This is a genomic window from Bacillus sp. z50 (assembly GCF_058313585.1).
Genome location: NZ_JBZFQL010000004.1, coordinates 142,555 through 166,891, shown reverse-complemented (window position 1 = coordinate 166,891; position 24,337 = coordinate 142,555). Strand labels below are relative to the sequence as shown.

The 24,337-nt window shown below is 34.7% G+C and carries 31 protein-coding genes and 1 other annotated feature; of the genes, 24 read left to right on the top strand and 7 right to left on the bottom strand.

What is annotated here, in order from left to right:
• The first annotated feature begins 43 nt into the window (after window positions 1-43).
• Both AC4G3N_RS13450 and AC4G3N_RS13445 read left to right on the top strand, forming a co-directional pair.
• A complete protein-coding gene (locus AC4G3N_RS13450) occupies window positions 44-508 on the top strand; it encodes a GNAT family N-acetyltransferase (RefSeq protein ID WP_066101788.1) in 465 nt (154 codons plus the stop codon).
• Window positions 509-644: 136 nt separating this feature from the next.
• The gene (locus AC4G3N_RS13445; protein WP_175354228.1) at window positions 645-1,484 is read left to right on the top strand and encodes a phosphotransferase family protein; all 840 of its coding nucleotides are present in this window, start codon (window positions 645-647) and stop codon (window positions 1,482-1,484) included.
• A gap of 30 nt (window positions 1,485-1,514) precedes the next feature.
• Here the strand turns inward: AC4G3N_RS13445 and AC4G3N_RS13440 are convergent, their stop codons facing one another.
• Both AC4G3N_RS13440 and AC4G3N_RS13435 read right to left on the bottom strand, forming a co-directional pair.
• Complete coding sequence (locus AC4G3N_RS13440) at window positions 1,515-1,796, bottom strand: hypothetical protein (RefSeq protein ID WP_066101781.1); 282 nt, start codon at window positions 1,794-1,796, stop codon at window positions 1,515-1,517.
• Window positions 1,797-1,813: 17 nt separating this feature from the next.
• Entirely contained in the window at window positions 1,814-1,969 is a 156-nt protein-coding gene (locus tag AC4G3N_RS13435; RefSeq protein WP_175354227.1) for a hypothetical protein, read from the bottom strand.
• Between the two features lie 205 nt (window positions 1,970-2,174).
• On the opposite strand from AC4G3N_RS13435, the gene AC4G3N_RS13430 reads away from it, so the two are divergent.
• The 6 genes from AC4G3N_RS13430 (at window position 2,175) to AC4G3N_RS13405 (ending at window position 6,288) form a co-directional block, all read left to right on the top strand.
• The gene (locus tag AC4G3N_RS13430) at window positions 2,175-2,555 is read left to right on the top strand and encodes a nuclear transport factor 2 family protein (protein WP_066101778.1); all 381 of its coding nucleotides are present in this window, start codon (window positions 2,175-2,177) and stop codon (window positions 2,553-2,555) included.
• A gap of 199 nt (window positions 2,556-2,754) precedes the next feature.
• Window positions 2,755-3,657 carry an alpha/beta fold hydrolase gene (locus AC4G3N_RS13425; RefSeq protein WP_139891485.1) on the top strand — a complete coding sequence of 301 codons (903 nt, stop codon included), beginning with the start codon at window positions 2,755-2,757 and terminating at the stop codon, window positions 3,655-3,657.
• A 179-nt stretch (window positions 3,658-3,836) separates the two neighbouring features.
• The gene (locus AC4G3N_RS13420; protein ID WP_066101766.1) at window positions 3,837-4,289 is read left to right on the top strand and encodes a MarR family winged helix-turn-helix transcriptional regulator; all 453 of its coding nucleotides are present in this window, start codon (window positions 3,837-3,839) and stop codon (window positions 4,287-4,289) included.
• 24 nt (window positions 4,290-4,313) lie between these two features.
• Complete coding sequence (gene paiA, locus AC4G3N_RS13415) at window positions 4,314-4,832, top strand: spermidine/spermine N(1)-acetyltransferase (RefSeq protein ID WP_490558833.1); 519 nt, start codon at window positions 4,314-4,316, stop codon at window positions 4,830-4,832.
• A gap of 51 nt (window positions 4,833-4,883) precedes the next feature.
• Window positions 4,884-5,594: a B3/B4 domain-containing protein gene (locus AC4G3N_RS13410; RefSeq protein ID WP_490558832.1), complete on the top strand. Its 711-nt coding sequence runs from the start codon at window positions 4,884-4,886 to the stop codon at window positions 5,592-5,594.
• A 79-nt stretch (window positions 5,595-5,673) separates the two neighbouring features.
• Entirely contained in the window at window positions 5,674-6,288 is a 615-nt protein-coding gene (locus AC4G3N_RS13405) for an FMN-binding negative transcriptional regulator (RefSeq protein ID WP_491090333.1), read from the top strand.
• 114 nt (window positions 6,289-6,402) lie between these two features.
• Here the strand turns inward: AC4G3N_RS13405 and AC4G3N_RS13400 are convergent, their stop codons facing one another.
• On the bottom strand, window positions 6,403-6,678 hold the full coding sequence (locus AC4G3N_RS13400) for a DUF2651 family protein (RefSeq protein ID WP_139891482.1): 276 nt from the start codon (window positions 6,676-6,678) through the stop codon (window positions 6,403-6,405).
• A 93-nt stretch (window positions 6,679-6,771) separates the two neighbouring features.
• Window positions 6,772-7,089 (bottom strand): hypothetical protein, encoded by a 318-nt coding sequence (locus AC4G3N_RS13395; protein ID WP_139063794.1) that lies wholly within the window; start codon window positions 7,087-7,089, stop codon window positions 6,772-6,774.
• Between the two features lie 271 nt (window positions 7,090-7,360).
• Here AC4G3N_RS13395 and AC4G3N_RS13390 point away from each other — a divergent pair, with 271 nt between their 5' ends.
• The 11 genes from AC4G3N_RS13390 to AC4G3N_RS13340 all read left to right on the top strand — a co-directional run bounded on the left by AC4G3N_RS13390 (window position 7,361) and on the right by AC4G3N_RS13340 (window position 15,938).
• Window positions 7,361-7,816: a GNAT family N-acetyltransferase gene (locus AC4G3N_RS13390; RefSeq protein WP_306821539.1), complete on the top strand. Its 456-nt coding sequence runs from the start codon at window positions 7,361-7,363 to the stop codon at window positions 7,814-7,816.
• A gap of 97 nt (window positions 7,817-7,913) precedes the next feature.
• Window positions 7,914-8,417, top strand: coding sequence for a GNAT family N-acetyltransferase (locus AC4G3N_RS13385; RefSeq protein WP_066101750.1), 504 nt, complete (start codon window positions 7,914-7,916; stop codon window positions 8,415-8,417).
• Between the two features lie 285 nt (window positions 8,418-8,702).
• Window positions 8,703-9,890: an MFS transporter gene (locus AC4G3N_RS13380; protein ID WP_225983657.1), complete on the top strand. Its 1,188-nt coding sequence runs from the start codon at window positions 8,703-8,705 to the stop codon at window positions 9,888-9,890.
• Between the two features lie 408 nt (window positions 9,891-10,298).
• On the top strand, window positions 10,299-11,177 hold the full coding sequence (locus AC4G3N_RS13375; protein WP_139891480.1) for an SMP-30/gluconolactonase/LRE family protein: 879 nt from the start codon (window positions 10,299-10,301) through the stop codon (window positions 11,175-11,177).
• Window positions 11,178-11,365: 188 nt separating this feature from the next.
• A complete protein-coding gene (locus tag AC4G3N_RS13370) occupies window positions 11,366-11,605 on the top strand; it encodes a helix-turn-helix transcriptional regulator (protein WP_077247964.1) in 240 nt (79 codons plus the stop codon).
• Window positions 11,595-11,939: a DUF2178 domain-containing protein gene (locus AC4G3N_RS13365; protein WP_066101743.1), complete on the top strand. Its 345-nt coding sequence runs from the start codon at window positions 11,595-11,597 to the stop codon at window positions 11,937-11,939. Before AC4G3N_RS13370 ends, AC4G3N_RS13365 begins: the two co-directional genes overlap by 11 nt.
• Window positions 11,940-12,133: 194 nt before the next feature.
• Complete coding sequence (locus AC4G3N_RS13360; protein ID WP_066101738.1) at window positions 12,134-12,484, top strand: immunity protein CdiI family protein; 351 nt, start codon at window positions 12,134-12,136, stop codon at window positions 12,482-12,484.
• 381 nt (window positions 12,485-12,865) lie between these two features.
• Window positions 12,866-13,489, top strand: a complete 624-nt coding sequence (locus AC4G3N_RS13355) for a hypothetical protein (RefSeq protein ID WP_491090332.1) — start codon at window positions 12,866-12,868, stop codon at window positions 13,487-13,489.
• The gene (locus AC4G3N_RS13350) at window positions 13,482-14,243 is read left to right on the top strand and encodes an ABC transporter permease (RefSeq protein ID WP_066101732.1); all 762 of its coding nucleotides are present in this window, start codon (window positions 13,482-13,484) and stop codon (window positions 14,241-14,243) included. The genes AC4G3N_RS13355 and AC4G3N_RS13350 overlap by 8 nt, the downstream gene beginning before the upstream one ends.
• A 25-nt stretch (window positions 14,244-14,268) precedes the next feature.
• On the top strand, window positions 14,269-14,937 hold the full coding sequence (locus tag AC4G3N_RS13345) for an ABC transporter ATP-binding protein (RefSeq protein ID WP_187393492.1): 669 nt from the start codon (window positions 14,269-14,271) through the stop codon (window positions 14,935-14,937).
• A 14-nt stretch (window positions 14,938-14,951) separates the two neighbouring features.
• The gene (locus tag AC4G3N_RS13340; protein ID WP_139891476.1) at window positions 14,952-15,938 is read left to right on the top strand and encodes an ABC transporter substrate-binding protein; all 987 of its coding nucleotides are present in this window, start codon (window positions 14,952-14,954) and stop codon (window positions 15,936-15,938) included.
• Window positions 15,939-16,058: 120 nt separating this feature from the next.
• Here the strand turns inward: AC4G3N_RS13340 and AC4G3N_RS13335 are convergent, their stop codons facing one another.
• Window positions 16,059-16,487 (bottom strand): RrF2 family transcriptional regulator, encoded by a 429-nt coding sequence (locus AC4G3N_RS13335; protein WP_066101725.1) that lies wholly within the window; start codon window positions 16,485-16,487, stop codon window positions 16,059-16,061.
• A gap of 136 nt (window positions 16,488-16,623) precedes the next feature.
• Between AC4G3N_RS13335 and AC4G3N_RS13330 the strand changes: the two genes are divergently transcribed.
• The 3 genes from AC4G3N_RS13330 (at window position 16,624) to AC4G3N_RS13320 (ending at window position 18,998) form a co-directional block, all read left to right on the top strand.
• Window positions 16,624-17,382 (top strand): SDR family NAD(P)-dependent oxidoreductase, encoded by a 759-nt coding sequence (locus AC4G3N_RS13330; RefSeq protein ID WP_491090331.1) that lies wholly within the window; start codon window positions 16,624-16,626, stop codon window positions 17,380-17,382.
• Between the two features lie 223 nt (window positions 17,383-17,605).
• A complete protein-coding gene (locus tag AC4G3N_RS13325) occupies window positions 17,606-18,031 on the top strand; it encodes a hypothetical protein (RefSeq protein ID WP_139891475.1) in 426 nt (141 codons plus the stop codon).
• Window positions 18,032-18,185: 154 nt separating this feature from the next.
• A complete protein-coding gene (locus AC4G3N_RS13320) occupies window positions 18,186-18,998 on the top strand; it encodes an alpha/beta fold hydrolase (RefSeq protein WP_066101718.1) in 813 nt (270 codons plus the stop codon).
• Window positions 18,999-19,068: 70 nt separating this feature from the next.
• Here AC4G3N_RS13320 and AC4G3N_RS13315 read toward each other — a convergent pair whose 3' ends face one another.
• On the bottom strand, window positions 19,069-20,274 hold the full coding sequence (locus AC4G3N_RS13315; protein ID WP_491090330.1) for an MFS transporter: 1,206 nt from the start codon (window positions 20,272-20,274) through the stop codon (window positions 19,069-19,071).
• A gap of 64 nt (window positions 20,275-20,338) precedes the next feature.
• Window positions 20,339-20,609: a binding site (T-box leader), on the bottom strand.
• 536 nt (window positions 20,610-21,145) lie between these two features.
• Between AC4G3N_RS13315 and AC4G3N_RS13310 the strand changes: the two genes are divergently transcribed.
• The gene (locus AC4G3N_RS13310; RefSeq protein ID WP_139891473.1) at window positions 21,146-22,048 is read left to right on the top strand and encodes a patatin-like phospholipase family protein; all 903 of its coding nucleotides are present in this window, start codon (window positions 21,146-21,148) and stop codon (window positions 22,046-22,048) included.
• A 165-nt stretch (window positions 22,049-22,213) separates the two neighbouring features.
• On the opposite strand, the gene AC4G3N_RS13305 is transcribed toward AC4G3N_RS13310, so the two are convergent.
• Window positions 22,214-22,807, bottom strand: coding sequence for an SCO family protein (locus tag AC4G3N_RS13305; protein WP_139891472.1), 594 nt, complete (start codon window positions 22,805-22,807; stop codon window positions 22,214-22,216).
• 197 nt (window positions 22,808-23,004) lie between these two features.
• On the opposite strand from AC4G3N_RS13305, the gene AC4G3N_RS13300 reads away from it, so the two are divergent.
• Complete coding sequence (locus AC4G3N_RS13300) at window positions 23,005-24,261, top strand: M48 family metallopeptidase (RefSeq protein ID WP_491090329.1); 1,257 nt, start codon at window positions 23,005-23,007, stop codon at window positions 24,259-24,261.
• Window positions 24,262-24,337: the final 76 nt, after the last annotated feature.

Below are 24,337 nucleotides of genomic sequence, written 5' to 3'. Positions count from 1 at the left end.
TTACAGCTAAGGTGAATAAAAATAATGAGGAGTGAAAGATAGAATGTCATTTGAAATATATAGTATGGCACAAGAACAAGCAGAAACAATTGCTTTCACCTGGCATTATGATAGTGAATATTCTTTTTATGATTTGGAAGCGGATAAAGATGATTTAGAGGAATTTTTAGATGTTGATAAACGAGGTAACTCTATGTTCGCTGTATCAAAAGATGAAGAATTAATAGCTTTCTTGAGTATTCACAGAATTGACGATAACACGGTTGATATCGGTTTAGGGATGAGGCCTGATTTAACTGGAAAAGGGATGGGATTAGAATTTTTAAAGGAAGGTATGGAGTTTATTAAATTTGAAGCGAACCCTCAAAAAATCACCTTATCAGTTGCTACATTTAATCAAAGAGCAATTAATGTATATAGAAAAGTTGGATTTAAAGATGTTGAGATTTTTATGCAAGATACAAATGGCAGCACTTTCGAGTTTTTAAAGATGGAATACATATGTTAAATTTTGTTGTTTTATATTGAGAAACGAGTATCGTAAAGAGCGTTGTCTTTGAGCTTTCAGATAGAGTAAGTTCGATGAGGAGGAGATTTTTATTATAAAACGTATCATTGAACATTTTGGATTGCAGGTAATATCAATGAATGAAGTTGAAGATTCCTTTAGTTCAAACGTCTATAAATGTGAGTTGCTTAGGGGAGCGACGGTTTTTATTAAAATTCCTTATACAAAGTTAAAGTTTCAGCGGGAATTGGAAGCTTATGAGATTTTAAAAGGAAGAATTGCGATTCCTGATATGCTAGATTGTTGGTTTGGAGATGAGGAGTGCCCTAGTGCTTTTTTGCTTTCCGAATTAAAAGGACAACCTTTAACACCTGTGGCTTCACCCAAAGCAGTATATCATGTTGGAGTTATACATGCTTCAATGCATTCTATTCAGCTGCCGATAACGAACGAGTTGATTGCCATACAAAATGAATTCCCGAATTGGTCCGACTTTCTTGAATCAAAATTCTATAGTTTTGCTGTGGATGTAAGAGATGTATTGGATGAACATTTATATGAACAGGCTATAGAAAAGTTTGAAATCATGAAACGGCAACTCCCTGCCCCAGACGGACCAAGCTTAGTACATATGGATTTTCGCCCCGCCAATATTATAGTGGACGACAATCAAGTCTCAGGAATCATCGATTTTGAATCCGTACGATTTGGTTCAACAGAAATCGATTTCACTAAAATTTATCGTGATATTTTAAGCTGCGATCATACCCTCTACCAGGCATATAAAGAGGGCTATAAAAGTATCCGACCTTTAATTGATTTAGATATTGTATTGCCCTTTTATCGATTTACAGATGCCTTCAATAGCATTGGGTGGTGTAAGAAGCGTGGAATGGAAAAAAACGCTGCATTTCTTGAAGAAAATTTAGCGATTTTGAAAAAACTTTTACCATCAAATAGAAGTGAAGGTAAGTAATAAAAAGCTGCCCTATGGACAGCTTTGCTTTTACCGAAGTACATCTCCCTCATTATTAAAAAACGTAGAGCCAGTAGAGGTATGTCCATTAATCCATTCCTGCGAGATTTTTGATACATTAGCCCAATTAGGGATTTTTGCATTATGCTCTGCGATCCAGCTTAAGCAATATTGGGGATCAATATTTTCTTCATAGCATTGGGTTAAAAAAGTCTGGATATTGGTTTCTGTACAATTTTCAAAGGAGCCGCAGGTATGAGATAAAATTTGCTCCATTTTTATTTGAATAGAATCCTTGCTAGAGTTAGTCATCCAATTGCTCCTTTCATTTAGAAAATATAATCTGATTGTTCGTCTTGTGACTTGATATTTGAACCATGGCGGTCATTTACAGTAGGTATATGCTTTAAAGGAGTATCACCGTTTTTTGATGTCGTTTCCTGATTTCGTACCCGGAATTTAGATTGATCTTGATTATTCTTCATTTACTCTCACCTCCATTGTCTAACATTTGAAGAAATACAGAAAAATATTCAATTTCAAGCGCAAAATGTTAAGATACCTCACCAGAAATGAGAATGCTACACCTAATTTGAAAATAAATATTAGATAGTAAAAACACAATTAGTAGATAAAGGGCTATAAAATAAGCGGATTAAAATAATAAGCGTTAGTAAAGGGACTGATTAAATGGATGTGAAATTAAAGGAACAATTAAAGGAATTAGAGGAAAGCCATATTGGATTTGAAGTTCGTAAAAGTCGTGACAAGCTGGATAAAATACTGGCAGACGATTTCTTTGAGATTGGCAGTTCAGGGTTTATGTTTGATAAAAAAGCCTGCCTGGAAGATGGAGTGGTTTTAACTGAGATGTCACTCTATAACTATACTATTTATCCGTTAGCGCCAGATGTTGTTTTATCTACTTATTTCATTGTTGATAAAACTCGAAATCGTAACACCTATCGAAGTTCAATATGGAAATTGATTGGTGGCAGATGGCAATTATATTTTCATCAAGGCACTATCTCACCTTTACAATTAAATGAGGTTCTTAAAAATTCTAATTGAATTAGGATAGTTTCGTCTCAATAGAATAGCTTAGCTATTTCTCTTTAAATAAAAGGATTTTTAAAAACTTGATTGGAGGTAAATTGTGAGGTACTGTAATATGCCGTTTCATTAACACTGTATTCTATGCTTCTCCGCAAGAGCTCCTCCTATATAGGAAGTGGACAATCCAATCATTAAATATAAGGAGGATAACTAAATGGAGAATGGACAATTAATTGATATTAAAGGGAAAAAGATATATGTGGAAATTAGCCATAAAAAATGTGATAAAGCGATTTTATATTTACACGGAGGCCCCGGAGAAGGCTGCTTCTATTTTACCTATCACCAAAAGACTCGTTTAGGAGATAAATTTAAACTAATAGCATTTGATCAAAGAGGGGTATGCAGGTCTGAAGGCATAAGTAATGGAGAAGCATTTAGTCTTGATGATTTGGTTGACGATTGTGAGGGAATTCGGCAATTCCTTGGAATAAAGAAGTGGTCTATAATAGGTCATTCTTTTGGAGGTTACCTGGCAGTACTTTATGCATCACGGTATCCTAACTCCATAGAAAAAGTGATTTTTGAAGGACCAACATTTGATTTTGGACTAACAGCTAAAGCGCTTCTTAAAAAAACGGCTAGTTTATTTGAAAAATATAAGATGGTCGAGAATGAATTAAAGTGTATAAAACTTTATAATGACGCCACTCTTTCACCACGAGAACTGGTAGAGGGATATATGGAGATTGGTGAATTTCTAGAAGAAAATAGGATGGAAATCTATACTCATAATTTTAATAATCCAACTGATACAGGCGTATATTCAGATGGTCAGTGGGGTAACTTCTATAATAAATCAGCAATCCATTTCGACCGCTTAAGAGATGAAGGAAAGATATTTGAGTCAGTTTTTCCTTTGTTGAAAAAAATCAATATCCCCTGTCTCTTAATTTTAGGAGAGCATGATGCTGTGACCTGCCCGATTCAAGTTCAAACGTATATAACCGAGGTTAAACAAGGTGAAATATATACGGTGAAATATAGCGGGCATACACCTCATTATGAAGCTGCAGATGAATTCTGTGATGTGGTAACAGACTATCTAACAAAATAAGATGTAATGAAAAGGCTGCTAAATTGAAGGTGAACCCAAAAGTTGACTTTTGACTCTAACTTTTAGGGCGTACATCAATTGCAGTCTTTTTATCATGCATTTTGTTGCATATACAACAAAATATACTATAATAAAAGTAATAGCATAATTTAAGTGCTTAAAGTAATGGAGATGTATTTATGAAGGAAATTCTACGGGAAATAGGCATGATTGCCAGGGCTTTAGATTCGATTAGTAATATAGAATTTAAGGAATATGACCTTACTAAAGGGCAATATTTGTACCTGGTCCGCATTTGTGAGAATCCTGGTATCATTCAAGAGAAGTTAGCTGAGATGATAAAAGTGGATCGAACCACGGCTGCACGAGCTATAAAAAAACTTGAACTGAATGGTTTTATTGAAAAGAAAGCTGATCATCAAAACAAAAAAATAAAAAAGCTCTTTCCAACGGAAAAAGGGGCAAAGGTTTACCCATTTATAAAACGAGAGAATGATTATTCTAATAAAGTAGCATTAGCTGGATTATCTGAAACAGAGATAGATATTATTTTTGATCTCCTTCAAAGAGTTAGAAAAAATATTGAAGTAGATTGGGAATTTGTGAAAAAAGGAAATAAGAGAACGTATTGATTACATAAAGGAGACATCCATAAAATGAATGTAAATATACAAAAGTGCAATCATGAAGATATACAGATCCTCCAAGAAATTAGTATTCAGACATTCACTGATACATTTAAGGATCAGAATTCGCCTGAAAATTTAAAGGCCTATTTAGAAAGGGCATTTAATCGCGAACAGTTAGAGACGGAATTATCCAATGCTTCCTCTGAATTTTATTTCATCTATTTCTGTGAAGAACTCGCAGGCTATTTAAAGGTCAATTTCAATGATGCTCAAACTGAAAGAATAGCTGATGAGGCACTAGAAATTGAGCGGATTTATATAAAGTCAAAATTTAAAAGAAGCGGATTGGGCAACTATCTGATGGATAAGGCAGAGGAAATAGCCATTGGACAAAAGAAGAAGCTTATGTGGCTGGGCGTTTGGGAAAAGAATGAGATTGCTCTTAATTTTTATAAAAAAAGAGGATTTGTTCAAATAGGATCTCACTCCTTCTATATGGGTGATGAAGAACAAGTCGACTTTATCATGAGTAAATCATTGATATAACTATTTATAGATCCTTTCATGATTAAAAACGATGAAGTGGAGTGTTGTGTGATGGTGAAATTTATTGTCGATACTGAATTTTGGGATGTTTTCCCGGATGCTCAAATTAATATGTTAATTGTTAGAAATATTAATAATCGAGGTTCGGAAGAAAACCATGATGATTTCTCTGAACTACTTAACAGAGCGGCTAAGGAGGCTACTCAGTTTCTGACAGAAGATACATTTAGCCAAAATCAAGTTGTTGATGAATGGCGTAAAGCATTTGGCAAATTTAAAACGAAAAAGGGTACTCGTTCATCGATTGAAGCATTGCTAAAGAGAGCCAATCAAGGTAGAGAGTTTACACCAATTAATCCTTTGGTGGACATCTATAATAGTGTTTCTCTAAAATATGCTGTTCCCTGTGGCGGAGAAGATTTAAATTGTATCACTGGGGACTTACGTCTTGGGAAAGCAAAAGGAGGAGAACCATTCTTGCCACTTGGTGCTGATCAAGATTCCCCTGCTTTACCGGAGGAAATCATCTATTATGATCAGGACGGAGCTATTTGCAGATGCTTAAACTGGAGAGAAGCTCAAAGAACGATGCTAACTGATGACACAACGGATGCTGTCCTATTCATTGAATCCATTAACAAAGAACAAGCTGAACGTGCTAATCAAGCCATGAATGAATTGAAGCAATTGATTGATTCCTATTTCAACACTATAAGTACGGATATGATATTGACGGCAAAAGATTCAGCTTTTGAATTTTAATATTTTTACATATTTTGAATCATATCTTTTTAACTCTTCTTTGTTCTTTTCTTAGACGAACTTAAGGAGGAATATCACAATGTTCATGCCTGAGTGCTTTACTATCGATGACGAGGAAACCATTTATGATTTTATTGAAGAATACAGCTTCGCTACTCTTTTTTCACAGCATAACGGCGAACCATATGCTACGCATTTACCCCTAATATTAGATAAAGATCAATTTGCCTTATATGGCCATATGGCACGTGCAAACAAACAGTGGGAAGAAGTAGGAAACCAGCAGGTCCTTGCTGTTTTCCATGGCCCTCATTGTTATATTTCTCCTACTTATTATAAAACGACTAAGGCAGTACCTACTTGGGATTATGTATCTATTCATGTATATGGAAAAATGGAGATTGTGAGTGAAAAGAATGTCATCCATCATACCTTAAATAGCCTGGTTAATAAGTATGAAAAGGCAGATAGCTCATACCATTATCTAGACTTAGATTCCAGTACGGTTGAAGGTATGATCAGAGAGCTTGTTGCCTTTAAGATTAAGATTTCTAAAATAGAGGCACAGGCTAAGCTGAGTCAAAATCATCCTGTGGAGAGACAAGAGTTAATTATTAAACATTTGGAAAACAATCCGGATCAAAATGATAAACAAATCGCAGCTTTAATAAAGAGAAATTTAATTAACAATTGACTGAAGGTAATAGTGGGAAAATTTGATTTTCTTAGAGAGCATTAGTCCATATGGATTAATGCTTTTTATTTGGACAAAAGATTTCTCTTATTAATAATGGATTTGATAGGATCTTTAATTTTTGGTTCTAATATAAGCTACAATAATTGCTGATAGAAACAAGGAAATACTAGGAAATATGATGTTCCATTTTGAAAATGAAATATCAGGATATTGATAATAGTATTTAGAATGCCAAACTTCAAAGATCAGGTTGGCTATTAAAGTCACTAGCGGGCCAATAAAAATTTTATTGGTTATGGCTGAGACTAATACGCCTAATCCAATCACAATGGTTGGGACAATAACTAGCTGCAATAAAAAAGGATCCATAGTGTCAAGAAAACTCATATTTATATTCTCCTCAAGACAACGGTGTATATGAATCTCATAAACGCTAAGAATAGATTGTATTAGGTAAAGAGATACAAATATACAATAGAATTATAAATAAATGAAAATCGTTACAATAAGTGAGGTTAAAAAGTATGCAAGAGAGCCAAAGAAAACATAGGAAGGATTAAACTTACTTTGAGTTCCTTCTGGTCGTAGGCCAGTACTGCCTTGAATTTGAACATCAAGACTGCGACTTGTGTAGCCGCCAGTTGAAGTAAAAAAATAAATAATTATTGTAGAAAAGAAGCCAACAAACACACTGTAATCAAAGAAAGAAGCATCAAGCGATGAGGTTAATGCAAAGTTAATAATTCCAATGATTAAAAAGGTACCTATAAAAATAATATATTTTCTGATTATATTCACCTCCATAATTTAATTATATATTATTTGGGAAATTATGTTACTTCATACTTTCTACAGTATGTAAACAAATAGTAATAATATGAAGTTTAAGGCTGAATGATTCAATTTTGTTGCTTGAGGTTAATATAGGTTCAAATAGATGGCTAGAGACACTAATTCAACACTTAGGAGTGTGTTGAGTTAGTGTCTTTTTGTTTGTTTGCAGGAAGGATTTTTATGTGATTTATATATCTAATGGTCCAGGTTAATACAAGAAGGATATTGCGTGTAATTGAAGAATTATTTAATCATCACACATTTGAAGGATAATGATATGAAAGAAATTAATACCGAAAAAATCCATCCATTAATACGGAATCTTCTTTCCTATGCGACATCAGAATTTAGGATTGACGAGGAATACAATAAATATTTAAAATCTCCAAATCGAAAATTATTTGGTTTAGAATGCAATGGGAAATATGTTGGGTGCATAGGATTTGAAATGATTAGTCCAAAAGAATGTGTCATTTCACATATTGCTGTATTTCCGGAACAAAGAGAAAAAGGGATTGGCAGCAAAATGATAAATTTCCTGTCCAATCAATTCTGTCTTATCTCTGCTGAAACGGATAAGGATGGGGTGGATTTTTATCGTAAATATGGCTTCATGATAACAAGTTTAGGAGAAAAATATCCGGGTGTGGAACGATTTCAATGTGAATTTAGAAATGAAAGTATTTGTTAAACTTGCTTGGTATGAATCTAAGAGAGATTGATAATTTTTTTGAAATGAACGAAAAGGAACCGCAATGTTCCCATAAGTTACAATTGAAGAGGAGTTTATGATGGAAACACTATCAGACCGTTTATTGCTGAGACCATATAATAATCATGATTTAGATTTTCTTGAATCACTTTTAACGAATCCTAATATTGTGCGATATATAGGAAACGGACAAATAAGAGATCAAGAAGGAATTCAAAAATTTTTGAATTGGATTATTGATACATATGCCATTAATCCTAATTATGGATTGAAGCTCATTTTAGAAAAAGAAAGCAACAACAGAATAGGTCATGCAGGATTGGTACCCCAATTGATAGATGGAAAAAAAGAGATTGAAATTGGTTACTGGATTTCACAGGAATATTGGGGTAGGGGATTTGCAACTGAAGCAGCCAGAGGGGTAATGGAATATGGGAAGAATAAGCTGAAGCTTGAAAAAATGATTGCCCTTATTCAAAAAGACAACACTGCCTCTCAAAAAGTTGCTCAAAAGATTGGTATGCGAATAGAAAAAGAACTACTATTAAATGGAAAAGATGTTTTTGTGTACTATTGCTAATTTTCTTTTTTGGTCTGAAGCCGATGCAGATTTTATTGTGGATGATTTATCTGAAATTCCTGTGATTATTAAAAAGATGAACAATGTGTATTGTTGATTCAACATGAATTTAGTGCATAGGTTAATAAATGAAGATATATTATTTTAACGATATGTAGTTAACTACTATCAGGTTCTGATTAAAGATAGAGAACAATGGTGAGACACGCTATATTGATACCAGACTAAATCAGGCGCTCACTGTGCTAAAACTTTATACATAAGCGAATAATGGAGGACTGCTTTTTGCGGAAGATAATTTTTATATTTATCATCTATGCCACTTATATTAGTTTAGGGTTACCCGATCCCCTTTTAGGGATAGCTTGGCCTGAGATGGTGGGAGAATTTAATGTAGCACATAGTGCGGCAGGCTTAATCTCAATGACTATTGCAATTTGTACGGTTATTTCTAGCTTGTCGACTATGCGAATTAATAAAAAAATCGGAACGGGAAGACTAGTTCTAGGTAGTGTATTGCTTACTGTGATTGGATTGATAGGGTTTGCGTTTACACAAAATTTCTTATTATTAATTGTCTGTGCATTACCTTTAGGTTTTGGAGCTGGCGCTATTGACACCTCTGTAAATGACTACGTGGCTGCTAACTTCAAAGCACATCATATGAATTGGTTACATGCTTTTTGGGGAGTAGGAGCAACTCTCGGCCCAGTTATTATGGGTGTCGTTTTAAATAATCAATTTTCCTGGAGAAACGGTTATTTTATTATTGGCGGTATTCAAATTGTATTAGCTATTATTCTCTTCCTATCTATTCCTCTCTGGAAGACAAATCAACAAAAGGGATCCGAAAAGTCTGAAGAGAGTCCCGTGTCCAATGGCTCGGTTTTGAAAGAAAAGGGAGTTGTTTTTGCGCTATTATCTTTTGTATTTTATGTTGGTTTAGAAGGTACAATATTTTTGTGGGGAAGTAGTTATTTAATAGAAATGAAGTCATTATCAGTAGCTACTGCTAGTTTCATAATATCAGTATTCTTTGCAAGTTTAACCATGGGAAGGTTTATTTCTGGTTTTATTACGTTTTGGCTATCTAATCAGAAATTGTTACTGTTTAGCGAAATTGCACTACTCATAGGAATTATTACGGTTGCTTTTGGAACAGGCAGCGTTTTGTACGGTGGATTCATATTAATTGGTCTTGGATGTGCGGCAATTTTTCCAACCATGATACATGAAACTCCAAGAAGGTTTGGGAAAAGGAGTGCAAGTGCAATTATTGGGCTTCAAGTAGCTTTTGGCTCTGTTGGGGTAACCATTTTACCTCCGTTAGTAGGAATCCTGTTTCAGAATTATACAATGAATCTATTTCCGGTCGTTTTAGTAATTTTTGCTCTTACGTTACTTGGGGCAACCATTATTATTGAAAAGAGGAAAAGAGCAACTGAGTTTGATACTTTATCTAAACAGTTGTAAAAAACTCTGGGGTGTATGAGTGCTTACTGATCTGAACATTAAGGAGAATCTTTACAACCTTGCGGGGTTATCATTTCTTTTGATTTACTTACAGAAAGTCCAAGCAACTTTTACCTTTTAAAGAATTATAAAGAAACAGGATTAATCATCATGACAAACACAGATATAGGTGTCCGCCAGCTGAAAGGAATTATTGGAGAAGTATTTCATTCATTCAATTTCAAGCTCTGAAGGAGATACCCAAAATAGGCACAGATTTCATCTTTAAATGAATGAAATCCGTGCCTATTTTTATTGCCGTGCCAATTTCTAGTTAGTAAAATGAGCCAGTTTAGCGAAAGAAGGATTACTTCTTATCGTTATAGAATAAAGGACATAGAGAAAATAATACTAAACGAGGTGTTTGGCTTGGTAGGAGTTTTAGAATTGGTTCTAGATGTAAAAGCGACACTGGGAGAAGGTCCATGCTGGGATAGGCAAAGACAATTGTTATATTGGATTGATATTTTAGAAAAAAAGATATACATCTTTAATCCAAATACAAATGAAAACCACGGAATTCAGTTAGAACAATATATTGGGGCAATAGTACCTCGAAATATAGACGAAGCAGTAGTGGCATTAGAAAATGGTTTTTATTTTTTGAATTACTCCACGGAAAAAGTAACCCTGATAAATGAACCGGAGAGTCACTTGATTAATAATCGGTTTAATGATGGAAAATGTGATGCTTATGGACGCTTTTGGGCAGGTACAATGGACAAATCTTATATTAAAGAACAAGGTTCCCTTTATTGCTTAGATACAAATAGAAAAGTAGAGAAGAAGCTGAGTAAGATTGGCTTATCCAATGGCATGGCATGGTCACCTGATAATAAATTTATGTATCACATAGATACTCTATCTAAAAAGGTTAGTTGTTTTAATTTTAATCTTGTTACGGGTGATATTGAAAATCCCGTGGAAATTATCAGTTTCAAAGAAGAAGAAGGAATGCCTGATGGTATGACTATAGATGAAGAAGGAATGTTGTGGATTGCCCATTGGGGTGGTTCAAAAGTATCTAGGTGGAACCCTAAAACAGGTGAACAGATAGGCTCCATAGAGGTCCCAGCACTAAATGTTACATCTTGTACTTTCGGAGGGAAAGATTTAAATGAATTATATATAACTACAGCAAAATCGGGACTTAGTGAAGAACAACTTAAGAATTACCCATTATCAGGAGGACTTTTCAGGATCAAAATGGATGTAAAGGGAAGTCCATCTTATTCGTTTAAAGGGTAATAAACCTGATTGTTGAAAGAACATCTCTAGGCTGTTTTTTTATAAATATAAAAAGGGTGAGAATCGATGATAGGATTCTAACCCTTTTTAATTTGCATAATAATATTTATCCTTTGTATAAGTTTACTTTACTTTTATAAAAGTGTAGTTTATTATATATTTATGGTAAAAAAAGGAAGGTGTTGACCTTGAAAGAAAAAATGGAGGATTACGTTGAAAATAAAGTATATGAGCATCGAGTTTTAAAAAGATTGTCCCAAAAAGAGCTGGCTGACGCTGTGGGAGTATCCAAACAAACCATATATGTGATGGAGAAGAATAATTACTCTCCTTCCCTTGTTTTAGCTTTTCGAATTGCTGAGTTCTTTAACGTAGATATTAACCATATTTTTACTTATGTGAAAGGGTGCGATCAAAATGAAAAGTGAGGAAATATCAAATACAACTTTTTATCCATTAAAAACTTGGGCGGAAGCATCAACTGGTAATTGGAATATGCTTATTGGCATCGGTATTTTATTGCTTATAGTCGGAGTAATTCTGTTGTACGTATTTTATAGAAAAATAGGTAAGGCTGACGAAAGAACAAATCAAATACACTTAAAAAGTACCTTCATTATGTTAAGCGTAGTAATTTTATGTGACGTAATTTTCCCGAAAGAATATATGTGGCAAATTTTCTTCTTATTTAAATATTCTCTTGCATTCATTGCTTCAGGAATATTTCTAGCTGTTCAATATAAAAAGGATTTTTTAAACTAAGTAGGAAACAGAAGATCATTTAATTCATACAAATTTAAAAAACGGGATATTACAATACTATCCAGAGCTGTGAACAGCTCTATTTTTTATGCAGCAAAAAGGGGATGTTTTGTAATAATATGTATATAACAGATATAATCATAGTATTGTATATTTGCAAGCTTCATTTATAAAGTTGAAATGGGGATTAACTAATGATTTGGAAACAAAATAGAAATTGCAACCATACTTCATATAAATTTGAAGCTGATTTTATGAGTGACCCAATTTGGTGTAATGATTGTGGAGTAAATTTGGAGATAGATAATTTCCCTATATCAGATAAATTACAGGAAGAACTATTGGAATGGATATCGGAATATGGCAATTGGATTGAGTTAGAAACCGACCTATTAAAGGAAAATGGAGTAAAGCTAGAGGAATGGCACAATGAAAAAGGATTGCGGCTGTTCCAGGAAGTGAAGAAACAATTACGCGGAAAATATCCAATCGTATTTGTCCCATCTAGTTCAGCACAACAATATAACGAGTTAGAAAATGGTTGAAGCAGTTAAAAGTTGAAGACCAAGACTGCTACTGAGTAGTAATTATGGAGGCTAATGGGACAGATTCTCTATTAGCGAAATAATAAGTTTTTATGGATAAAAGTATTTAAACAAATGAAGTCTTTCTAGAAATAACAAAGGACATAATCTATTATCCTAATAGGTTATGTCCTTAATTTATATATCTATTTTAAATTTGGTGATGATAAATTAAAGCTAACTGTAAGGACAGTAGATATTTTAAGGTTTAACAGATTTTACTTTCTTTGGCAATGATATAAATGAATATGAACTTCATTGATAACCATTATCATTTATGATAATATTATTCAGAAATAATTTTGTTAATCTTTATCACTTCTAATTAGAAAGGAGAAGGAAGTGAAAAAATATATTTGGCTAAATCCTGTTGTTTTAAAAATGTATGAACAGGAAGAATTATATTCTACCTTAGAATGCTTAGATTTTCAGGTTGTTACTTGTGAGGAAAATCACTTGATGACTGTGAAAAATAAATACAAAGAGCGATACGAAGGATGTAATCAGCTCCTTTGTGATAATAGATGTCCTAAAGCAATTTCCTATGTAAAAACTCATTATGATCAAATTGGCCAGGAGTACGCTACTATCCAACCAATCTTAATTCATTGTGCTGAAGAACTGGCTAATAGATATAAAGATGATGATGCAGAACTATATATCATCACTCCTTGTACAGATTTAAAAGACCTAGGAACTAGCTTGGCATTGAAAAATACGATATTTCAAACATGGACTGAATTTTGCAGAGATCACCAAATCAAGCTTAATGGTAAACCAACTGAAAACAGTCCGATTCCACCAGGCTTTTTTGATAATATCCCTAATGTAGTCAGCCTTGCATCGAAGGATGATATTGATTGCTTTTTCCAGAGTACTCCTAAGCAAGAAAAACAATTAATAGAAATGTTATATTGCCAAGGTGGCTGCCATAATGGAGATGGAGTTAGGATAACAAATGAATAATCTTATAAAAAGATTGATACCGATTGCTTGTATTTTAATCGCATGGTATTTATGCAGCTATTTCGAAGTTTGGAGTGCCTATATTCTGCCTAGTCCAATGCAAGTATGGAATACCTTTGTATCAATGGTACAAAACGGAGAATTATTTATTCATATCTTTGCAAGTTTATATAGAGTACTAGTCGGCTTTTCGATTGCCTTTGTATTCGCCTTTTTTCTAGGCATCATTGCTGGTTTAAAGCCTGCCCTTTCTCCTTATTACAATCATATTGTGGAGTTCTTCAGAAATGTACCTCCACTTAGCCTGATTCCCTTGCTAATTTTATGGGTTGGTATCGGAGAAGAATCCAAAACAATCATAATCATTTTAGCTTCCTTTTTTCCAATGTTTTTAAATATAAAAAAGGGCTTTGGTTCTTGTGATTATAAGCTTTTGGAGGTCGGAAAAGTTTTAGGATTAAATCCAAGGCAACGTTTTCTGAAAATAATTCTTCCGTCTGCTGTCCCAGATATTCTTTTAGGAATGAAGGTTGGCCTGGGATATAGCTGGAGAGCTATTATTGGTGCTGAAATGATTGCCGCTGCAAGCGGTTTGGGGTACTTCATATTGGATGCGCAGACGATGTCTCGCTCTGATAAAGTGATTGTGGGAATTCTGGTGATCGGCCTCCTGGGAGTCATCTGCGATAAAATTTTCTCGTTCTTTAGCAAGAAATTCACTCGTATTGGAGGTATAGACAATAGCTGGGATTAAAATAAATCAACTTTATAAAAGTTTTATGGTAGATGGAAAAAAGCATGATGTTTTAAAAAATGTTAATGTCGAATTCCCTCAGAATAGCATCAGTGTCATTCTCGGAAAAAGCGGATGTGGGAAGACGACACTCCTGCGCATATTAGCCAATCTGGAGCAATGCGATGCAGGAGAAGTGTCCATTAATAGCAATGAAAAAATTAGCTTTGTATTTCAAGAACCCCGTTTGATGCCATGGTTACCCGTATCTAAGAACATTACATTCGGTTTAGAAAAACAAAAGATTAATGATGTGGAAATAGAAGAGTTAATGAATTTGATAGGATTAAAAAAGTTTGAAAAAGCCTATCCACACCAATTATCCGGAGGCATGCAACAAAGAGTCGCATTAGCAAGAGCATTAGCCTATGACCCATCCATTATCTTAATGGATGAACCATTTGCTGCACTCGATTATTTCACACGTGAGGCAATGCAGAAAGAATTAATAAGAATTAACCAACTAAAAAAGAAAAGTATAATCTTTGTTACCCATAGTATCGAAGAAGCCATAGCAATAGGACAAAATATCTTTGTAGTTAATGAAGGAAGGATTCATGCTCAATTTAACTTAGAGCAATATGAATATCCAAGAGATGTATTATCGCCTTCTCTAATAGAAATAAAGAAAAACATCATAGAAAAACTAGCGTGAGAGTGGGACATAAAATGAAAAAATGGTTATTATCTTTACTTGCTTTACTGAGCATATCAGTTATCGTTGCTTGTGGAAAAGATACCGATTCTGATAAGAACAGTACAAAAAATAACGAGGAGAACACGTATACTGTTGATAAGGTGCAGACAACTTATGTGCAATCTCCTTTAAATATTCCTTCTATTGTAGAAAAGGAAAAAGGATTGTTGGCCAATTCTTTTGCGGAAGAAGGGATTGAATTCGGCTATTCCAATTTAACAACCGGCCCTGAACAAACTCAGGCTTTGGCTTCAGGTGATATCCAATTCCTGAATGCAGTCGGTGCCACATCTGTCATTTTATCTGCATCGAATGGAGCGGATATCAAAATTATGAGCATGTATAGCCGTTCTCCTGAGGCTTTCATGTTATTTACAAACCTGAAAGATATTAAATCACCTGAAGATCTAGCAGGGAAAAAAGTTGCTGGTCCAAAGGGAACAATTTTACATGAACTGCTTATCAATTATTTAGCAACTGAAGGCTTAACAGAAAAGGATATTGAATTTGTTCAAATGGATATACCTTCTGCACAAGCAGCGTTAGTAGCAGAGGAAGTCGACTTTGCGTTACTAGCTGGCCCTACCGCATATAATATGATTCAAGATGGGTACCAGGTGGTTACAAATGGTGAAGGGCTGGTCGATGGAACAATTGTAGTTGCAACTAGTGAAGATTTCTACTCGAAGAATCCTGGCTTAGTAAAGAAATTTTTACAAGTACAAGAAGAGACACTGCAATATATCGATGAAAATTATGAGGAAGTCATGGAAATTACAGCAAAGGAAACCGAACTACCTCTAGATGGTGTAAAAGAAATGTATGAAATGTATGACTTCAATATGGAAATCAAACCATCAGATATCGAGAGTATGGAAAAAACAGTGAAATTCATGAAAGAGAATAATATGATCGAAAATGATGTAGATATTGAGTCCTTAATTTTAGATGTAGAATAATAGTAAAAAGCATGTTTCTGTATCAAGAAGCATGCTTTTTTTGATTAAAAGATATGGCAATACTAAACGGCCTCAATTTGATAGTGTAGAGGTGTTTTATTGTAAAATATAAAGGTAAAATCAAAAAAGATTCTTTTTTAAAGAACTATTTGCAAGATCATTAATAGAATATTGGCTCAAGACATCTTTTATTTTATGTTGTGCTTCTAGTAGAATATCTAAAATATTTTTGTCCATTTCATCGATTTCTTTATCCATTTTAGTCGGATGTGCGTCTTTCACAATGGCAACATACACATCATAAAGAGTTGTCTTTTCGGGATTAACAACCAGCTTATAACCACCGTAGCGCCCTTCAAAACCTTCAACCATTTTTTCCTGCATTAATTTAGCTAATACCTTCCTAATAAAGCTCGATTCAACATTTAGTTTTTCAGTTAAAGTGCTGCTAGTTACAAGCTTTTTTTCGTTTGCAAGTATTGCTAAGGACTTAATGGCAACGATGAAGTTCGTTTTACCTAAGTAGCTTAATTGTAAGAGGTCTTCCATACATTCACGTCCAATCTGTTACTATTTTAGCAATGAATTGTTTGAAATTAAAGATAAAATGATTGACCTTAAATGGATGGATTGTTAAGTTTTAAGTGTGATAAAAAATCACATTTAATCGAATGGAGGGATTTTGATGGGACGTTTAGATAATAAAGTAGCAATTATCACGGGTGCTGCGTCAGGTATGGGGTTAGCTGCAGTTCAATTATTCATAAGTGAAGGCGCAAAGGTTGTAGCAACAGATATCGCATTTGATAAGTTAGAAGAAGTAACTGCTGTAATAGAAGGCGATATACTATGTGCTCGTTTAGATGTCACTTCTGATGAAGATTGGAAAACTGTAATGGAACAAACAAAAGAGGCATTTGGTAAAATTGATATTTTAATTAATAATGCCGGTGTATCGTTTCATAAAACACTTTTGGAAGAAACATTAGATGGATGGAATCGTACTATTAACTTAAATTTAACCTCCGTGTTCCTAGGAATGCAATCCGTTATTCCTTATATGCAGGAAAATAGCGGTGGATCAATCGTCAATTGTGTATCTTTAGCAGCGATTATTGGAAGCGCTGACAATGGTGCAGCTGCGTATGCTGCAGCAAAAGATGGTGTCCGTGCCCTATCAAAACATGCAGCTATCAACTTTGCTAAAGATAATATCCGAGTAAATTCTATTTATCCAGGAGCCATTTTAACAGGTGCTGCCGAGCGTCATGGTGTGACATCCCGAGAAGTATTGGGGAAAGCATTTGAAGGTACAATACCATTACCACCATTCGCAGGTGAAGCGATTGATATTGCTAACGGTTATTTATATTTAGCCTCTGATGAATCCAAATTTGTTACTGGTGAAGAATTAATCATTGATGGTGGATGGAGTTCTAAATAGTTTTATTTACCTTACTGAATTTACGGGGTAAAAACGGTAAATAAAAAGAGATATTTTACATTACTGGTGCTTTGACTTTGAATATGTATAATGAACCAAATGTTGCGTTGATTCAAAAGGATTAACGCTTTTTTCTGTTGAACCTCTTATGTGGTGGAGAAACAGTTAGCTGAAGAAGGATTTCTTAAACCTAATAGAGAATTTACTTGTTTAGAGTGACTTTTTGGAAGAGTATGCTCGTGATAAAGGGGGAAATATGATGCGTTTCACTGTCACAGGTCATGAGTTGAATACGGTACATGATATGAAAAAAATAACTTTATTATTAACTCAAGCAACCTTAGATGAGCTACATAAAGAAGAAAATAAAAAAATCCAAATAACGACTTCTCATTGTTTAATCATTGCCGACAAAATCAATACAAAAGAACCTATTATGGGTGAGATGTCTTTATTGGAACAATCAATCCTTGAAGCAGAAGATGATATACACAGCATTATTAATGAAGGCAATACTACCAATTTATCTGGAATGATATTGCTTAGAAATGTAAAAATAATTCCATTTTCAGCACCTGATAACATCATTGAATTAGAATCCTATGCACTTTATACGGATCATATTATGGGCTTTAGTCTTACTGATTGATATGTATAGGTGAGAGTGATACTCCGAGCAGTCCGCTTCATATGATGTGACCAGCTCTTTTTTTCTAATTCTATAAACTGGGCAAGAAGGCCATGGAACGAATTATAGAGAATATTGAATGTAGGATTTACTGCTTAGAAATGAGGTTAATAGGATGCCATATTGCAAAGTCTGCCAGGCAGAAATATATTATGAAGACATAGGTGAAGGTAAACCCATTTTAATGTTACACGGGTATTCCCTCGATCATCGATTAATGAAAGGGTGTATGGAACCCATATTTACTGATAGAAATGGGTATCGCCGTATTTATTTTGACCTTCCTGGCATGGGTTTGACGAAAAACTATGATGACATTACAAATGCTGATGATATGCTGAATACCGTTCAAGATTTTATTCAAGCCATCCTGCCTGACCAAGAATATATCATTGCAGGTGAGTCCTATGGGGGATATATAGCAAGAGGAGTTATTCAAAATCAATATGATAGTTTATTAGGTGCTGCTTTTATCTGTCCGGTTATCTTCCCCTATTTAGAAAACAGAAGAGTGGAGAAACATCAAATATTTAAGACGGATGAAGAATTTTTAGCCACATTAACAACGGAAGATGTAGAGAATTTCAGCAAAAATAATGTCATACTTGATGAATACACATGGTTGAGGTATAAACGAGAGATTGTAAGCGGCAGTAAACTAGGTGATGAAAAATTTTTGATGGCGTACATAGACCAATATGGATTTTCCTTCGAGATTGACCAAACAAATTTTATTAAGCCAAGCGTTTTCCTGCTGAGCAGACAAGATTCGTCTGTTGGCTATCAGGACGCACTCGAATTAATTAAAAAGTATCCTAGAGCAACTTTCGCTATTTTGGATAAAGCAGGCCATAATTTACAAATTGAACAGCCCGAAATTTTTAACGTTCTAATAAATGAATGGTTGGATCGAATTGAAGGATTATGATAGATTATTAAATAATACAAAAAACAGGTACTTTCTCTTTTCTAGAAAGTACCTGTATTATTATTGTTTTTTATACTTGAATATAATAACTTCTTTTCGAATGATCAGATATAACAAAATTAATGACCAGCCCCAACAGGAAAAAAATAAAGGAACCCATGATATAAACAGGGCGAATATCAAATAGTTCGGCAGATAATCCAATTAAGGCTGTATATATGATGATTAAAACTGCCTCTAGCATCCCTAAGACACTGGAGAATCTGCCCATAATATCTACAGGCACATTGTTTTGGTAGAAGGTTAAAAAGCCTGTATTTGCAAATGATAAAGAAAATGTTAAAACGAAAAATCCTATTGAAGCCCATATAAAATCGTTTGAAAAGGCAAAGATTAGATAACCAATCGGAGTGAAGAACGCTCCAAGTCCCATTAGTACATTTATTTTCAATTGATTCGCAAAGATTGTATTTACTAGTGAACCCCCAATGATTCCTGCACCGGCAATACTAACAAGAAATCCATAGGTACTTTCGGATAAAAAGAGAACTTTGGTTGCAAATGCAGCCTCTAATGAATCTAAGGCAGACATACATACAGAAATTCCGCTAAACAGAATATATATTAATGTTATATGTTTATTTGTTTTATTGAATTGAAGGATGATTCTCCAATCATTCACCATTAATGAAGGTTTAATTTTTTCATATATACGATCTTCACTCCCAAATTCTACATTTGGAAGAAACAAAATAATGATTACTGAAAAGAACAAAGCGAAAGAATTTATTTGGATTGCTAAATTAGGAGAACCAATGATAAAAAGGAAGCCCGCTATGGAAGGCCCTAGTATAAAACCACAGGAATTAATAAAATTTCGCATGGCATTAAATCGTTGTCGATTTGTTTTTGGAATTAATTTTGTCATGTAGACCATTGAGGTTGGTTCAAAAATAGACCTGGCAATATTGATGATAAATACAATGAAGTAAATAAATGGAAGTGAATCTAAAAATGGTAAGATAAAAATAAAAATGGCTCTTATAATATCTAGATAAATCATGAGCTTTCTTTTATTGAACCGATCAATTAAAGTCCCAGACCAGAAATTTGTACATAAGGATGCAATAGGCAATAGGATATATAGGATAGAAACGGCTAAGGGTGATTCTGTCTTATCCAAAATAATTAAATTTAATGCAATCAAATAAATCCATGCACCAACATTCGATACTCCAATTCCAAGTAAGAGTAAAAGGGGGTATTTCCACTTCATTTAATCCACTCCCAGACATTGATTTTTAGGCCAATAAAAAAGTCTCACCTCCAAGGTTAACAACCTTGGGGACGAGACTTTTGGAATTTAGTAGTTCGCGGTGCCACCCCAGTTTATTCCTGTGTCGCCACAGAAATCTTTTCGAGTACGCAGGACAAGGCCTGGTTATACTCTATCTCTTTAACGGGAGAAACCGACGCATAATCAATATCAGATGAAATATCCTATACGAAGCTCCGAGACTTGGTTCGGCGGGCTATTACATCCTCCATTCTCAGCTACTGGAGTTCTCTGTTATGCTTAAGCGCGCTTACTCTTCTCTTCATCGCTTTTTCCTTATTATGGATTTATAACATTATATATTGTTTTGGATAATATGGAAATACTAAAATAAAAATGGGGATGTACTTCCTGATTTATAATTTTGTATTTACTAAGATTGAAATAGTATTTTTTTCAGTCACCACTTTGGCAGTCATTACAGTTAGAAAAATATATATTATTTGCCTTATAATAAATGTAAAGGGTCATAGCATAACTTCCTTGTTGAGGATTAGTTGTTCAACTTATTTAGTGGTATCAATAGATATATCAACAACGTCCTTGTATTATGGTGTTATGTGACCGGATTGTAGTGGAAGAATAAGTTTATTACTATCCTACCATTTAAATAGATTGTAAGAGCTGTCCTCTTATTAGCCATACTTCCCTGGCTTTCGGGACAGCTCCTTTTTACTAGGAAAAATAGTATAGATTAACCAGCGTTATAGAAGTTTTGATACGTTACAATTGATTGTGGATGAAGAGAGGCTTATGGCTTAAACAACATCTATAAACATCTATAATGAGCATGAATAAAGGAGACTTTTTGATGATTCCTATCAATATAAAAAATACGAGCTTGATCTTAGAGGGCGGAACATTCCGCATGGTATATACAGCGGGTGTCTTAGACGGTTTTTTAGAGAAAGAGATGATGTTTCCTTACATATTGGGAATCTCTGCGGGTGCTATTAGTGCTTGTTCCTATATTTCTGAGCAAAAAAACAGGACGATTCGCTTTATATCTACTTACCGGAATGATAAGCGCTATGTCGGAGTGCGCAATTTTCTAACGGAGCGAAGTCTGTTTGGGCTGACGTTTGCCTATGATACGGTTCCTAATCAGTTGGATTTCTTTGATTGGGAGACATATCAAAACTATCAAGGTCAAGTTTTGTTTGGCGTGACAAATGCCTATACCGGACAGGTAGAATACATGGATGGTAAAACAATGGACAAAGGGGCTACAATTTTGCGGGCCACATGTGCTATTCCAGTCCTGTTTCCTGAAATTAAAATAAATAATGTTCCTTATTATGATGGAGGATTAGCTGATTCGGTACCAATCCAAAAGGCGATAGCAGATGGCTATGAAAAGCATGTCATCATCTTGACCAGGCCGCCGGGCTACAGGAAGAAGCTCGACAGTCAGACAAAATGGGCAGTGAAACTATTGCGTAAGAAATATCCGCAACTGGTTCAAGCCATGGAGAACCGTGCACATCATTATAATCAAACCATGGATTTGATAGAAAAGCTGGAGCAAGAAGGGAAAGCATTCGTTTATCGACCGCCGTTTGAACTTAAGAGTTTTGAAAAAAACACAGAGATTATGTGGAAATCACATAATAAAGGGTTAGAACAATTTCATGACCGAAATCAGGAATTACTAGATTTTCTTGGAGCTGATTATGCAGGCTGCAAAGCTGAAGCTTCTCTCATGGAAATTTAGGTTTCTCTAATTGTGCGAGGGATAGTATTTCCGCATAAGAACAAGACTGTCAATGGACAGTCTTTTCTTATACTCTTAGAGTGGATGGAGAAGGTTGATTGGTTTGATAATTAAAAGAGCTGTCTTTTTTGCCTACACCTTTATATACAAATCTTCTGGAATCAGCTACATCTTTTCAGCATTCTTAACAATTTTCTTGTAAACTTCTTCTCGGTCAAAATCCTTTTCTCCCATTCCAAATACTTCAATGACACGGTTTTTTTCATTAATAAGATAAGTGGCATTTGTGTGGATTAGGAATCCTGAACCGGGGTCTTTATATTGGAAACGGAATGCATCTGCGAGCTTTCTTGTATCCTCTGCATCTCCACGCAATACATACCATCCGTCTGCAGCAGTTGTTTTAAAGGTCTCACCGTACTCTTTCATAATCGGGAGTGTATCCCGAGCTGGATCAATTGTGACTGTCAGGAATTCGACTTTATCGCCAAACAGACCGTCTTTCACAAGCCGATCGCGTATATCGACCATTTGATAGGTTGTATTTGGACAGACATCAGGACAGTTTGTATACATAAATTCCAATAGGCGTATTTTTTGTGGAATTTCCTTGAATGAATAATCCGTACCGGTAGTGGATTCCATTGTAACTTCATTAGGAAACTCCATTTGTGACTGCCTATAACCAGTGAAGTAGTATATACCAGCACCGATACTTAAAATTAATAAGATAGTAAAACCTATATATAACTTTTTCATATCGTTTAACAGTTCCCCTCTGTTTGTTATTCCTCCCCTATTTTACCATTATATAGATAGTGGTTATGGTAAAGTTGTTGGAAACTTGTGAGAAATGAGTGTCTATTTTGTGTCGTATGGAGAAAGAATGAATTAAGGTTCTAACTTGTACAAATGCCGGTAAACTATATAGATGGAATGTTTGAGGAGGGGTATATTTGCGGAGAAAATGGATTTTAATCATATTAGGCCTATTTCTAATTTATGCATTGGCGATATATGTTTATCTTTTTCATGGTGCCAATACAGCTATTCCTGAATCGATGAGGGGAACCAATGCAGATCCCTCTATGTTTATGAATAAGGAATTGTTAGAAAAGAGTGAAACGTATTCTAAAATACGAAACTTTTTCTTTTTTATCAGTACACCGCTTGAGTGGCTATTCTATGCGATTGTTCTGATATCTGGATTGTCCAAAGGGCTAGAGAAATGGGGGAAGCAATCCTGGAAAAGACATTCCGTTCAAATTAGCGCCTATGTCTTTTGGCTTTCACTCCTTTTATTTATTGTCTTCCTGCCGCTTTCATACATTCGATATAAAATATCGCTTGCCTATGGCATATCCTCTCAGGTTTTCTCCTCCTGGATGAAGGATAATTTTATTGAGTTTTGGGTGGATCTAGGAATGACATTAATTGTTGTTCTTGTCTTGTATTGGCTCATTCGGAAAAGTCCCGCTCGCTGGTGGCTGTATAGCTGGCTTTTATGCATTCCATTCACGATATTCGTCATGTTTATTCAGCCGGTTGTCATCGATCCGCTTTACAATGATTTTTACCCACTGAAAGATAAAGTATTGGAAGAACAAATCCTTGATTTGGCAGCAAAAGCCAATATTCCGGCTGAGCATGTGTATGAAGTAAATATGTCAGAGAAAACCAATTCTTTAAATGCTTATGTAACAGGGGTTGGCTCAAATTCCAGAATTGTACTCTGGGACACCACATTGAACAGCCTAGAGGATGATGAGATTTTATTTATCATGGCTCATGAAATGGCTCATTATGTGGAAAAACATATATACCTCGGTATTGCCGGGTATTTGGTTCTCATGTTGGTTGGTTTATGGCTGACAGATAAATGGATGAAAAGAGCCATACGGAACAGAGGGGAATTGTATCACTTAGAATCCATGAGTGATATTCGGTCATTGCCGCTCTTTTTACTGATTACGTCCATTCTGTTGTTCGCAGCAAGTCCCGTTACAAATTATGTATCCCGTGTGCAGGAAACAAGAGCAGACACCTATGCATTAAACATGACCGATAATCCTGAAGCAGCTATTTCCTCCTTTCAGAAACTTTCTGAAAAGGGGCTAAGCCAAGTGAATCCGCCTTTACTGATTAAAATATTCCGGAACAGTCATCCAACCATGCTTGAACGGATTGAAATGGCAGAGAAGTATAAAAAATAAAAAGTTATAATGAATAAAATGAAGAGCCCTTCGTTAGACGGAGTGGCTCTGTTTTTGCTATCGTGCAATAAAGGAA